The following is a 15,728-nucleotide window of genomic DNA, read 5'->3' on the forward strand; positions in this document are numbered from 1 at the left end:
GATCATGATCAAGTGTTTACATTCATGCGCTGAATCGTTATAATCAAGAAAAAATGACACTTGTTAGGGGAGGCACCCCAACTTAGGACATCGTTCCTTTGTTGGGGTGCCTCCCTTTTTTTGTGTGCCAAAAAGGAGAGTAGACGTTGAAGAAATCAGGAAAACGTGTGAAGAAACAAGCGGAACAGCTAACCAAAGTGGTACTGGCATTTGCATTATTATCACCTCAAGCCCTGTTGCTTGATTGGGGCGCAACCACGGTAATGGCTGAAACGGTTGAAACGATCGGGATTGTATCCGATACGTCGAGCATGAAGGCTGTACAGTCCTCCAAGGTGAAAGTGGAGATGAACAGTGATGGTAAATACAGAATTGTATTGCTACCAAACACAAATGTATTTTACGGTGGCGATACAGGGAATGTATCCACCATTATTGACCATAACGGATCTCCCGTGAACTTCAGAACATTGCCGCTGAATTATTACCGAATCAACAATAATGTAATTGAAATGTCCAGGCAAAAGGACAATGTGGAATATATTTTGCGTGTATCTATCGTTAATGCTACCTCACAAGGCGGGTACATGAAGGTTGAGCTTGAGGCCATCAACCGTAGCGGAGCGGCACTGAATTTGGGTGGAACATTTTATTGGGATACGATGGTGAATGGCAATGATGCTTCTCCGTTTGAAGTCATCGAGAATGGATGGCGTAACTACAGCGGCGGTGTTCAGGTCACAGCTTTTTATGCCACTACGTACAACGTAGTGAATGCAGATCGCATATATATGGGCCAGTACAGTAGTCCAGACAGCGCCCAACTCACGGGAGGGTCTTCACCTTCAGCGTTCACTCCAGGCCAGACCGTTACAGCGAGTGATACAGCTGCACAATTTTGGTGGGATGCCAAGTCAACAGCGAATCAGGCTTCACGCAAATTTTCAACCATTGTGGGGATTGGCCCCAAAAATGCTCCACCTTCATTTACCTTAACAGCCCCCTCGTCGGGTCAAACCTATTACAAAGGCGAGCAACTTCAGATCTCTGGTACAACGCGAGATACGGATGTCGGTGACCTGTTGACCGTGAAATGGTCCATTGATGGCGGGGCTGAGAATATTCTGACCCAGATAACCGCAACGGGTTCCAATCAGTCTTTCAATACGAATTACACATTGCCTGACACCCTGCCAGATGGTACACACACATTGCAAGTATGGGTCATGGATGACAAAGGAGGGGTGTCCTCAGCAGGAACCGTTAACTTTACGGTAAGAAGTTTTGTTGTGCCTGGAACGCCGACATACACATTGGTTAATTCTAATAACTTGACGGTGAATTGGGATAAGAAGGCGAATGATGCATCCGTTACGTATGAATTGAAGAACATGACGACGAATCAGATCGTGGACACAGGGACATCAAACAGTCGGCAGGTGACTGGACTCACACCGAATACCAGTTATTCTTTTGCCGTACGGGCCAAAAATGCAAGTGGTTCCTATACCGGTTACACCAGTCCAGCTTCCAAGTATACACTTGCCAATCCACCCGCTGCTGCGGCAGTGACACAATCAGGCAACTCCGTTACAGCGAGCTGGAGTAATAATGGCAATCCTGCAGGCACCCAATATAAAACGGAAATACGCAATCCAGGCGGGCAAGTCCTCGCAACGGGAACAACAACTTCGACACGTACAGAGTTTGCTCTGACCGGACTTGCGGACGGAAAATACGAAGTGTTTGTGGCGGCATTGAATGGAGAAGGGGTACAGACCCCATTTATATCCGCTGGAGAGATGATGAAAGATACAACGGGTCCAACTGCTCCTTCTGTTACACTCACTCCATCCTCATGGACCAAGGAAGATGTACTCGTTACGGTTGAAGAGGGAAAGGATACCTTGAGCGGAACTCAAAAGACGGAAGTTAAAATCGGTCCGGCAGGAGAATGGCGTGAATACAGTGCTCCGTTTACCGTAAGTAGCGAAGGCAACACAACGCTTATGGCACGCAGTATTGATGCGTTTGGTAATACAGGACAGGAAACGGCTGTGACAGCCAGGGTAGACCGGACGGCACCAACGCCACCTGTTATCTCGTTGAATCCGCCCGAATGGACAAAAGCAGCAGTAATTGTGACATTAACGGAAGGTACGGACGCAGCAAGTGGCATTGGTCTGACACAGTATAAGCTGGGAAGCGAGGGAGAATGGATCGACTACAGGACCCCTCTTACACTCAGTGAAGAAGGAATAACGGAGATTTATGCACGAAGTGTAGATCAGGCGTCCAATGTCAGTGCTTCCACTTCGGCAACAGCCAGAATCGACAAGACTGGGCCTGAGCAACCAACGATTACACTAAGTGAAGAGAATTGGACGAATCAGGATGTAACTTTTGCAATAAACAGTGGTGAAGATGCAGGCAGCGGGCTTGCCAAGAGCCAATATCGACTGAGCGAAGAAGGTCCCTGGATCGATTACACGGGCGAAGTGAAGGTTACCGATGAGGGGGAAACGATCGTATATGCACGCTCACTTGACCGTGTAGGCAATATAAGCACTCTCGCTCAGGCTACGGTGCGAATTGACACGACAGCGCCAACCGAGCCTGTAATTCGTTTAAGTTCTGCTGGATGGAGTAAAGAACATGTGCAATTTACGATCGATGGTAGTGTGGATGAACGAGCGATATCCTATGAATACAGCATGAATGATGCCCCGTATATGACAGGAAATACAGGTACAGTTAGTACAAACGGCGCTACCACCATTCGGGCTAGAGCACGGGATAGCGTTGGCAACGTGAGCAAGGAAGTCAGTCAAATCGCCTATGTGGATCAGATGGCGCCAACCATTACATTTGCACCTAACGGACATGACTGGACGGACACGGATATGTCCACTGTGATTCAGTATGCCGATGCCCACTCGGGAATTCAGGAACTGGAACGATTCTATCAAGTTACGAACAGCCCAGAATCACCGGATCATTGGCTTGAAGCTCGATCTGACGAACATAAAATAGCCATCGATTCGGAAGGCATATGGTACATCCATGCGAAAGTCATGGACAGAGCAGGTAATACATATGAGACAACTTCATCAACTTACCATATTCAACGCAAGCCTGAGCAACCGAGCCATGTGAGAATGTCCCAGATCAGTGAGACATCAGCTGAACTTACAGTGGATTTGCCAACGGGGGAAAGGTACACCGATGGATATCAGTATGAGATAACGAATACAACGACAGGACAGTCATGGATACTCGATTATCCGAACCACAGTATAATTGATCACTCGCTCAGCGGAGGCCATGTCTATGAATATGAAGTTAGAGTGAGAAATCATACCGGAGTAAGTGATGCAGTAAACGCTCAAGTATTAACGATCCCGGCAGCTCCCGGAACGTTACATGTTCGGAAAGTAGATTCGCAGCCCGATTTGGCCGAAATTCAGTTTGATTCAGTACGGGGAGCAGATGCGTACCGCATCATTGCTGCAACTTCGGACGGGGTCACCGTGTTTGATCAGACGGTATCTGACCCTGGTAACCTACCCTATGTCAGCAACCTCGTTCCAGGAACCATTCATAACATCTCGGTAACGGCAATGAATGAAAGTGGAGCCGGTGGCAGCAGTAGAACCGGATTCCTCACACTGCCGGCAATGCCCGGGGAGTTTATGGCTGTTGAAATTCAGGAGTATGATATTTCGTTAAAATGGGAGACAGTGACTTCTGCAACGTATTACAGTCTTTCACGCGATGGAACAGCCATATATGAAGGAGAGCAGACGGAGTATCTGGACACGGGTCTGGATAGCGGAACGGAATACAGCTATGCATTAATTGCCGGAAATAAGACAGGACCAGGACCGTTGGTAGAATTACCTTTGCTCAAGACTTTACCTGGGCAGGTGTCCGGCTTACAGGTATCAGATGCTTCCACAGCAAGCCTTCATCTGAATTGGGAAGCGGTACGAGGAGCCGATCACTATGAGTTATGGTTGAATGGAGAGAAGAAGGGAACGGTTCCTGCCGGAACTCAAGAATGGGTTTTTGGGGGACTGAGTTCGGGAACCTCGTATCAGCTGGATGTACAAGCAGTGAATGGAAGTGGACAGGGAATGCGCAGTACGGTATCAGGAACAACGCTGCCGGAGAGCCCCTCGGGACTTCATGTCGTTCAAGTAACTGAACAGGGAGCGATCTTGCGCTGGGAACCTGTAAATGGGGCAACGAAATATCGGGTGCTTATTGATGGACAGAGCCATGAGATTTCAGATACACAACTCGTCGTTCATCATCTGTCAAGCAGTCGTGAGTATACCTATGAAGTACAGGCAGGCAATGCTGCCGGGTACGGTGCATCCACCAGGAGTACGATTCTTACGCTACCCAGCAGGCCGGAAGGACTGAATGTCACATGGACGGGTGAAACAAGCATGGGACTCGCGTGGCAAGCTGTAGAAACGGCGAATCTTTATATTGTGAATATCAATGGAACAGAAGTAGGCAGAACATCAGAACTGACCTACACTGCGGAGGGATTGTTGCCAGGGATAGAGTACACGTTGGAAGTTCAGGCTGCGAATACTTCTGGTTCAGGTGGGACAGCGCAGCTCATCCAATTGTCCAAGCCTGAGTCGCCTGCGGAGGTACTTGTTGATCCAGGAGTACATCGGGCAAAAGTTTCCTGGTCTGAGGTGGAAGGTGCCGCTGAATATGTGATTGAGCAGAATGGCAAGGAGATCTATAGGGGCATCGAGAATGAAGCAACGATTACCGGTCTACAGGATGGGACGTGGCATGACTATCAACTATTGGCGGTCAACAGACAGGGGACACGTTCTGAAGTGACGGATGTATCCCTGCTGACTTTGCCTGAGAAACCCGTTAAGGTTGCCGTATATGATGTAGCAAAAGACAGCCTGGGTCTGGATTTCAGCAACACAGGTGTCCAAGGAGCAGATCATTACGTCATTGAACGGGATGGAAGAGAGATCGCTCAGATGGATTCAAGTGAAAAGCAATTCGTGGACAAGGGTCTGTCGCCAGGAACGAAATACACGTATGTGATTCGGGCAGTCAATGTGAGTGGAACGAGTGCGCCGCTTACATTCAGTATAATGACTCAAACGTTGCCATTGGTTGCAGAAGATATCACAGTGAAAACAGGAACACATCAGGTCGATCTGGCTTGGGATGTTGTTCAGGGAGCTGTTGCATATGAGATTCGCAATCGGGTAACGGGAGATGTACAGAGCGTATCTGAACCGTCTGTACATCTCAATGGCATGCTGGATGGCACAGCGTATGAATTCGAACTTGTTGTGATTAACGAAGATGGTCATCGGTCAGAGTCTATTCAGATTCAGGTTTTAACGAAACCTATATCACCTCAGACGGCAGGTATAACACACATTACTGATCAGACAGCGGTACTGAACCTGACTGGAAGCGCCACACGTGGAGCAGAGAAATTCATCATTATACGGGATGGCGTTGAAGTTGCTAACATCCCAACTGATCAAACTTCATTTGAAGATCACGGACTGATACCCGGAGAGTATTATACGTATACCATTAAAACTTCCAACGTAACGGGTGAGAGTGATTCCGGTTTCGAAGTTCACTTGCGTACGTTGCCCGCAACCATTAATGAACCTTTACATGCAAGCATGATTGGGGAAAAGGAGGGATTGATCTCTTGGCCTAAGGTACAAGGGGCGGAGGGATATATGATACGTATCGGAGATCAGATGTTCACCACTATAGAAGAGGGGGATATCACAGAGGTGAAATTAACTCATCTGGAGAGTGCAACCCGATATGATCAGGTACAGATCATTCCTTATAATACAGCTGGTTCAGGAAGCCCAGTGACCGTGACTCCTTTTTACACCTTGCCTCATGTGGATTCACTGGAAATGAAGATATACCCCGAGACAGATCATGCCAAACTGGAATGGGAATTCCCTTATGGAAACGAAGCTTTCGTTGTATTGCTGGATGGTACAGAAGTATACCGTGGCACACAAAAAGAATTTATAGTTGATCAACTGGATGCCGGCAAGCAGTACGAGATTGAGATCTACACAGAGAATGATCAGGGAGATGCATCGGAGAAGCTGGCGTATACTGTACTGACCAAGCCAGCAGCGCCTGTCAACGTGGAGTATCAATCTGCGAAGGATCACATTCGTCTTCTATTGGAGCAGAGCCGGGTGGAAGGTGCCGAGCAGTTCATCATTGAGCGTGACGGTGTGGAGGTTGCTCGTGTTCCTGCAGACGAACTGTTCTATGACGACAAGGGACTTGAACCGGGCGTGAACTATATCTATACAGTCAAGACCATGAATGTCTCGGGTAGTAGTGATGGTGGTTATTACCTTCATGCCATGACTTTGCCCGGTATTGCTGCTTCCCCTCCTGTAATAGAGGGCCGTTCGATGTATGGTGTAGACATTGTATGGGAACTGATTCCTGGTGCTGCGGGTTATCGAGTCTATCGAAATGAAGAGCTTGTGGGAACGACCATGGAGACATCCATACATGTGTCTGATTTGAACAGTGCAGAGCTTTATCCTGACTTCATCATTATTCCATTTAACGAGGCAGGGGATGGTGAGGCGCTTGAAGTACCGGAATTTGAGACGCTACCTTCCGAGGAACTGACAGTAGCAGCCATAGCGCAAGGCACAAGTACGATTAAGTTGACTTGGGAACTGGAATCAATAAATGAAGTGATTGTGATTACCCATAAAGATCGGGAGATCTACCGTGGCACGCAGCGCAGTTTTGTATGGACAGGACTGAATGCCGAGCAGCATTATGAGGTGGTTGTATGGACGGAGAATTCAGCAGGTGAAAAAAGTGAAAGCAAGCAGGCCGCAGCCATGACTTTTCCGTATCCACCCTCCGCTTGGAGCGGTGGCAGTGCAACCCCGAGTCCAAACGGTACATCGGAACAAGCCGATGAGGTGAGTTCACAACCAGAACCGTCTAAGGAACCTGATCTACCTGCGAAAAAAAATATCAAATTTATCGATATCAGCCAAACATTCAATAAAGATCAGATTACCTGGCTGGCGGAACAAAATATCATTCAAGGTGTAAGTGAAACACGCTTTGAACCACGTCGCCCGATCACACGTGCAGAGTTTACCGCACTAATCGTGCGTCTGATGGGTGTGGACACAACGGTCAATGAACAGCATGGATTCCAGGATGTGAATGACGAGGATTGGTTCGCTCCTGAGATTAAGGCAGCCGTTCATCACGAGATGGTTCAAGGTATGGGGAACGGGAAATTCGCTCCACATGCGCTGGTAACACGTGAACAGGCATCCAAGATCATAGCAAATGTTGTCCGTAAAATCAGACCGGAACCGCTGACTTCCCCAAAAGCATTTACCGACCAGACTGATGTATCCGATTGGGCCAAAGAAGAAGTGCAGGAACTTGCAGGTTGGTACATGATTACCGGATATGAAGACGGCAGCTTCCGTCCCAAGCAGCATTTAAGCAGATCCGAAGCTGCAGCGCTGATCTTCCGCTTAAATAAGCTGATGCAAGTCATGGATGAGAACCGTACAGATCAAGTGGAGAAAGCGTCAGCGTTCGATCGTCATATCTAGATTGAATTGATTCTTACATGTGATACTGTAATCATCGGCAGTAACGACATTACCGCTTGATTGGTTTTTAATGCTATAATGGTTGCCAATATGATAAAAAAGGGTAATGAACAATGGTGATGAATAATGAATAATAAATTTATCCGGATATATGAAGATATTGCAAATCGTATTCGGACCGGAGAGATTGAGGCAGGGACGCTGCTTCAATCGGAACTGGATTTATCGGAAAGTTATCAAACGTCCCGAGAGACCATTCGCAAAGCATTGAAAATGCTGTACGAAGAAGGTTATATTCAGAAGATTCAAGGCAAGGGCTCGATTGTACTGGACATACGCAAGATCGATTTTCCCATCTCAGGTCTGGTTAGCTTCAAGGAATTAGCCAAAAAAATGGGACATCGTGCTCAAACGTATGTGAAGGTTTTTGAGGAGAAACAGGTCGATCAGGCGTTGCACAAAAAAATCAACTTTGGTCTGAATGAACAGGTCTGGGAAATCAGACGTGTGCGCAAAGTGGATGGAGAGCATGTCATACTGGACAAAGATTACATTAGCCAGCGGCTTGTTCCTGGGCTCAGCAAAGCAATCTGTAATGATTCCATCTATGAGTATATTGAGCAAGAGCTGGGACTTTCCATTTCGTTTGCCAAAAAGGAGATTCTGGTGGAAGAACCCACCGCTGAGGACAGGGAATTACTTGACCTTGAAGGGTTCCATAATGTGGTTGTGGTGAGGAGCCAGGTGTATCTGGAGGATGCCAGTCAATTTCAGTATACGGAGTCGAGGCATCGACCGGACAAGTTCAGATTTGTGGATTTTGCACGCCGAAGATAAGTTAATCAAGATCGATCAGAGAGTACCTTTCACTGCTTTATTGAGTGGATCGGTACTCTCTTTCGTTATGAGGGAATCCGAAGATTGTCCATCAAGAACCGCTTAATGTCAATGTTCTTCCTGCATGTCGGAGCGTATGATCACAATATATACGAGGCTGAGGAGTGAGCGAATTGAATCACGTGACAGCGACATCAAATGTTCGCATATGGGAAGAAACCAGAGATATTCCAACCTATGGTACAGGTAAACCGGATCAAAATCCAATGTTTCTTGAAAAGAGAATCTACCAGGGAAGTTCGGGTAAAGTGTACCCGCATCCCGTGATCGACAGCATTGAAGATGAAGCAAAGATGAAGTTGTATCGATTAATTATTCTTGAAAATGATTATGTGCGTATCGAGATGATGCCCGAACTGGGTGGACGGATATATCGTGCGCTGGATCTTACTAACGACTATGATTTTGTATATTATAACCGCGTGATTAAACCTGCACTAGTAGGTCTGGCAGGGCCATGGATTTCCGGAGGAATTGAATTCAACTGGCCACAGCATCATCGGCCCAACACGTTTGGTCCAGTCGACTATACATTTGGCAGTAATGAAGATGGAAGCGCTACCGTATGGGTGGGTGAGATTGATCGCATGTATGGTACCAAAATGACCGCTGGCTTCACATTACATCCTGGCAAAGCCTATCTTGAAATCCATGCCGAAGTATACAATCGCACCAACGCACCACAAACTTTTTTATGGTGGGCGAACCCGGCTGTAGCCGTCAACGATCATACGCAATCGGTGTTTCCACCTGATGTAACGGCTGTGCTGGACCACGGAAAACGGGACGTATCCCGCTTTCCCATCGCAACCGGCACCTATTACAAGATGGACTATTCCGAAGGTGTGGATATCTCGCGATACAAAAACATACCGGTTCCAACTTCCTATATGGCGTATAAGTCGGGTTATAATTTTGTAGGGGGTTATGATCACGGGGTTCAGGCAGGTTTGTTGCATGTAGCCAATCATCATATTTCTCCGGGCAAGAAGCAATGGACCTGGGGGAACGGGGAATTCGGGCAAGCCTGGGATCGCCAGTTAACGGACGAGGATGGACCTTATATTGAATTAATGACCGGGATCTATACCGATAATCAGCCTGATTTTACGTGGTTACAGCCCTATGAAGCCAAATCATTTTCGCAGTATTTTATGCCGTATAAAGGTATTGGTATGGTCAAAAATGCAACGATTGATGCAGCGGTTAATCTGGAAATGGCTGAAGCGACTGGAGCGACCGGAGCGGTAAACGTGATGGTATATGCTACGTCGGTTTTTGAACAAGTGACCGTTGAAGTGATAGGACCATCCGCAGTATATCTCCATGAGACATGCAATATCTCACCTACGCAACTCTATAAGTCTTCATTTCCGTGGAGCGCCCAAGATGAATGGCATCAATTGAAGTTAAGTGTTCGAACTGCGGAAGGAAAAGTACTTGTGGCCTATCAACCTGAACGTAGCGAGATTCAGGAAGTTCCAGACCCGGCCCAACCACTCCCGCTACCATCCGAGATTCGTACGAATGAACAACTATATCTGGCTGGTCTTCATTTGGAGCAATATCGGCATGCCACGTATGAACCGGAACCTTATTATCTGGAAGGTTTGACGCGTGATGCAACGGATATTCGTCTAAATATTGCGTATGGCACATTGCTGCTGCGTAGAGGATTGTTTCAAGATGCTGAGAAGCATTTCAGACAGGCCGTACAATCGCTAACGTGGAAAAATACGAATCCATATGACAGTGAAGCATTTTATCAGCTAGGTCTGAGTTTGAAACTACAGGGGAAACAGGAAGAAGCCTACGCAGCACTGTATAAAGCCGTATGGTCTGCACAGTATCAGGATACGGGTTATTATATGCTTGCTCAGATCGATACGGCGTTACATCGGGAGATGGAAGCGCTGGATCATATCGAACGTTCGTTGATCCGTAACAGTAGAAACTACAAGGCCCGGCATCTGAAGGTGGCTTTGTTACGCAGATTGGGTCAGCATGAGAGGGCCATTCAATATGCGGTTGAAACGTTGGAACTGGACCCCGTTGAATTTGGAGCCGCACATGAATTAGTCCTGATCTATAACAGAACTACTTCACCGCTAGATAAAGAACAAGCTGACCAAACCCGTGAGCATTTCCATCGTCTGATGCGAGGAGACGTTCATAATTATCTACACCTAGCTGCAGATTACGCGGATTGTGGGTTATGGGAAGAAGCAATAACGGTACTCTCGTATGTTGAATCCAAAAATTCACAGCCGTATCCTATGGTTGGTTATGCTCAAGCCTACGTGCATCGTCAACTGGGGGACGTGAAGCAGGCCGGGGAATGTCAAAAGCAGGGGAAAGCTGCTCCAACGGATTATTGCTTTCCTAATACGCTATTTGAATTCATGGTGCTTCAGGATGCATTGGCAGTGGATTCGAAAGATGGGCGTGCTCACTATTACCTGGGAAATTGGTTGTATGATCATAAACGCTATGAGGAAGCAATCACCCATTGGGAAACTTCGCGTGAGGTGAATGCTGGATATCCGACTGTACATCGGAATCTGGGACTGGCTTATTATAACAAGCTGAATCGCCCTGATCTTGCACTGGCTTCATTAGAGGAAGCTTTCCGGTTGGATTCACGGGATGCCCGAATCTTCTACGAGTTGGACCAATTGCATAAGAAGATAGGGTATTCTTGCGAGCGTCGAATCAAACTGCTGGAACAACATATGGAGCTGGTACAACACCGTGATGATCTGTACATCGAGTGGGTGACTTTATTGAATATGCAAGGTAGTCATCAGGAAGCATGGGATGCGCTTCAGGCACGGCGGTTTCATCCCTGGGAGGGCGGAGAAGGCAAGGTTACAGGACAATATGTTACCGCACTGACGGAACTGGCGAAGCAAAATCTGGAGAATCAACAACCTGAACTAGCATTGGAGCTGTTGCAGCAGGCGCTGGTTTATCCGGAGAACTTAGGTGAAGGTAAACTAGAGGGAGCCGGAGATAATCCCGTTTATTTTTATCTTGGTTGTGCCTACCAGCAACTGAAGAATGATCAGGCGGCAGAGGAGAATTTCCACAGAGCATCCATCGGTTTGAACGAACCGGCAAGCGCGATGTTTTATAATGATCAACCTCCGGAATCCATCTATTATCAGGGTCTGGCCTGGCAGAAGCTTGGCAATGTAAAGGAAGCCAACAGGCGGTTCAATAAATGTATTGACTATGCCGAAAGACATATGCATGATCACATCCGAATGGATTATTTTGCGGTATCTCTGCCCGATTTCCTGGTATTTGACGACGATCTCAATCAGCGTAATGAAGAACACTGCCAATACATGCGGGCACTGGGTCTTCTTGGCCTTGGTCGGACAAGTGAAGCCAAACTTGAATTGGAGCGGGTTCTGGAGAAGAACCCCAATCATCAAGGGGCAATCATCCATCGTTAATTGATAACCGTAATGGTTTCAACCATATCCCATCTATACCGAAGGAGTTATACAATCCATGAACGATAGCATAACAGGAAGTCAGATTCGTTTCATACTGGATGCAGAAGATAAAGAGATTCGTGCGGGTGGCATGACTGGCAGTGGGGGCAAGAATCCAAGAGGGGAGTCTTATGACTTTACCAACTATTATATGATCCGTAATGGTAAACCCCATATTCCCGTAGTAGGTGAATTTCATTTCTCCAGATTCGCATACTTGCAGTGGGAAGAAGAATTACTGAAGATCAAGGCAGGTGGGGTGAATATCATCGCGTCCTATGTCTTCTGGAATTTTCACGAGGAGCAGGAAGGCGAGTTTAATTGGTCAGGAAGCCTGAACTTGCGGCATTTTGTGGATCTGTGCGGCAAACATCAGCTGCCACTGATCGTGCGGATTGGTCCATTCTGTCATGGGGAAGTTCGTAATGGCGGGATGCCGGATTGGTTATTCAGTTACCCATTCGAAGTGAGATCGAATGATGAAGGGTATCTGTATTACGCCAAGCGATTATATCGTGAGATTGCACGCCAGCTTAACGGCTGTTTTTATCAGGAGGGAGGCCCCATAATAGCTGTACAGTTGGAAAATGAGTATATGCACGCTGGGGCACCCATGGATGCCTGGGGTTATACACGTGACAAGTACATTTCCTCCGGCCGGGACGGGCGTGACCATCTGAAGATGCTGCGCCGTATTGCCGAAGAAGTCGGTATGTACCCCATGTTCTATACTGCCACGGCCTGGGGTAATGCTGCGGTGCCTGAAGAAGGAACTTTACCCATGCTCGCGGGGTATGCGTACACACCCTGGATTCCTAATCAGCCTCCAAGCCGAGAGTATTTATTCCGGGATCTGCATCTGAATCCTGTTGAAGAGGTGGATTATGCCAGTCAGGAGTACCCAGCTGCGTATTGCGAACTTGCTGGCGGCATGCAGGTCAGTTATCATGCTCGTCCAGTTGTAGATGCGGACAGTGTTGAAGCGATGACCATTGTGAAGCTGGCGAATGGCAGCAATCTGGTTGGGTACTACATGTATCATGGCGGTACCAATCCGGTAGGGCAAAAATCATATATGAACGAACAGGCATTGCCGAAAATGACGTATGATTACCAAGCCCCGCTGGGGGAATTTGGACGTATTGGTGAATCGTATGACCGCATTCGAACCTTGTCCATGTTCCTGGAAGCCTACGGTGAGCTGCTTGCACCAATGGGCAGTGTTATACCGGAAGATCAACATGCGATAACACCGGAGAACAAGATGGATCTGCGCTGGTCTGTTCGTCAACAAGAAGGTTCGGGATTCCTGTTCATGAACAATTATCAGGATCATGTGGCGTTGCCTGATCGAGACGTACAATTGGAACTGCATACCAGCAACGGAACTGCTTTTTATCCAAGAGAAGGCACGATGCAGCTGAAATCCGGCATGGCGGCGATTTTGCCTTTCCATATGAATCTGGATGGACTGAAAATCATTGGTGCTACCGTTCAGCCACTTACTCGATTTGTGGTGAATAATGAGCTTACGGCTGTTTTTTATGCTCATGACGGCATGAGGCCTGAGTATGTTATGGATACATCGTCTGTTACAAACGTGGATATGCCTGAGGGTATAGTATCGGAGCAGGGTAATGAAGTTGTGATTCATCCGATTGCAGGCAAGGACCATCAACTGGGAATCACAACATCGGACGGTAAAGTCATACGTATCATTACATTGACTCGTGAAGAGGCATTGCATGCCTACCGTTTCCGAGTGGGTGAAGAAGAGAGACTTGTGATTAGCAGCAGTCATATGTATGTACAGAATGAGGTGCTCATATGCACATCCGTGGAGCAACCAGAGTTCGAGGTATCCTTTTATCCGGCTCCAGAGCATGTTTCCGCTTCTAGATATGCTGTGTTATCCCAAGCGAAGCAAGGCGTATTCGGTACGTATACATTCCAAGTTTCGCCTTACGAGCCTGCTGTAGAGGTTAATTATCCCAAAGCGTACGCAGCGACATTGAGATTGGATACCGCGTGGCCGGAACAGGTAGATGACGTGTGGGTTGAGATTGATTATGAAGGAGATGTTGCAGCAGCACATATTCATCATCAGATGTTAACAGATCATATTCACTATGGGCATAGCTGGATGCTTGGTTTGAAACAGTCCCGTCATTTGCTGGCCGAGCACGCGCTTCGTCTGTCCATAACCCCAATTCGAAGAGGAACGACTGAGAGTTATGTGAATCAGGCTTATGTGGAGCGATTTGAGGGTGTGGAGATTGGGAAGTTTAATGAGATTTGGGTGAGGCCACAGTACCGGGTTGGTTTGATCATAGCTGGTAGGCAAGATATTTAATTAAAATTCCAAGAGTACACGAGTTAACTAACATTTAAAATACAGAAGGTTCTTTCTCCGAGTAGTTGTGAGGGGAAAGAGCCTTTTTTTGATGTGTATAATAAGAAAAGATCCCTAATCATGGTAAAAAAGACTTGCTTAGTAAGCGTTTTCAATTTATCATGAATTCATAACCTTATCGATAAGGTTTATATAAACTAAATTTCGAAACTTAATAAGGTTATTATTTACTGGTTTGTTACCAAACTTCTATAACCAACGATTTTAGTTAACTTATTGCCTAGAGCAGGGTTAATTGAAATAAAAAAAATCCAATTCAGGAGGTTCCAAACGAATGGTTAATCTGAAAAAGTGTACAATCTTCACGGTTATTGCTGCTCTCATGTTCATGGTATTGGGGAGTGCAGCCCCCAAAGCATCTGCTGCCACAGGATTTTATGTAAGCGGAAACAAGTTATACGATTCCACAGGCAAGGCTTTTGTCATGAGAGGTGTTAATCACGGACATTCCTGGTTCAAGAATGATTTGAATACCGCTATCCCTGCCATCGCCAAAACAGGTGCCAATACAGTACGTATAGTTCTTTCGAATGGCAGCCTGTACACCAAAGATGATCTGAACGCTGTTAAAAATATTATTAATGTGGTTAACCAAAATAAAATGATTGCTGTACTCGAAGTACATGACGCCACAGGGAAAGATGACTATAATTCACTGGATGCGGCAGTCAACTACTGGATTAGCATTAAGGAAGCTTTGATTGGCAAAGAAGATCGGGTAATCGTCAACATCGCCAATGAATGGTATGGTACGTGGAATGGAAGCGCGTGGGCTGACGGTTACAAAAAAGCCATTCCTAAACTAAGAAATGCAGGAATCAAAAATACGTTAATTGTGGATGCAGCCGGATGGGGGCAGTACCCTCAATCCATTGTGGATTATGGACAAAGTGTATTTGCCGCAGATGCCCAGAAAAATACCGTCTTCTCCATTCATATGTATGAGTATGCTGGCAAAGATGCTGCAACGGTCAAAGCCAATATGGAGAATGTGCTGAACAAAGGATTGGCTCTGATCATTGGGGAATTCGGAGGATACCACACCAATGGTGACGTGGACGAGTATGCGATCATGAGATATGGTCAGGAAAAAGGGGTAGGCTGGCTTGCCTGGTCTTGGTACGGAAACAGTTCAGGTCTGGACTATCTGGACATGGCCACAGGTCCGAACGGAAGCTTAACGAGCTTTGGCAACACCGTAGTTAATGATACCTATGGTATTAAAAACACTTCCCAGAAAGCGGGGATTTTCTAATCCGTCAATGA

At 46.8% G+C, this 15,728-nt stretch carries 5 protein-coding genes; all 5 read left to right on the forward strand.

Translation table 11 applies throughout. The features are described from left to right. Window positions 1-146: 146 nt before the first annotated feature. On the forward strand, window positions 147-7,649 hold the full coding sequence (locus tag ACE3K2_RS09330; protein ID WP_421889150.1) for a fibronectin type III domain-containing protein: 7,503 nt from the start codon (window positions 147-149) through the stop codon (window positions 7,647-7,649). Window positions 7,650-7,775: 126 nt separating this feature from the next. After that, window positions 7,776-8,486, forward strand: a complete 711-nt coding sequence (gene treR, locus ACE3K2_RS09335) for a trehalose operon repressor (protein ID WP_421889152.1) — start codon at window positions 7,776-7,778, stop codon at window positions 8,484-8,486. Between the two features lie 173 nt (window positions 8,487-8,659). Beyond that, window positions 8,660-12,007, forward strand: coding sequence for a DUF5107 domain-containing protein (locus ACE3K2_RS09340; RefSeq protein ID WP_421889154.1), 3,348 nt, complete (start codon window positions 8,660-8,662; stop codon window positions 12,005-12,007). 58 nt (window positions 12,008-12,065) lie between these two features. Next, window positions 12,066-14,402: a beta-galactosidase gene (locus tag ACE3K2_RS09345; RefSeq protein WP_421889156.1), complete on the forward strand. Its 2,337-nt coding sequence runs from the start codon at window positions 12,066-12,068 to the stop codon at window positions 14,400-14,402. A 382-nt stretch (window positions 14,403-14,784) separates the two neighbouring features. Beyond that, window positions 14,785-15,717 (forward strand): glycoside hydrolase family 5 protein, encoded by a 933-nt coding sequence (locus tag ACE3K2_RS09350; protein WP_421891120.1) that lies wholly within the window; start codon window positions 14,785-14,787, stop codon window positions 15,715-15,717. Window positions 15,718-15,728: the final 11 nt, after the last annotated feature.

Origin of the sequence: Paenibacillus sp. (genome assembly GCF_048976745.1) — a bacterium.
In the GTDB taxonomy this organism is placed as follows: Bacteria; Bacillota; Bacilli; order Paenibacillales; family Paenibacillaceae; genus Paenibacillus.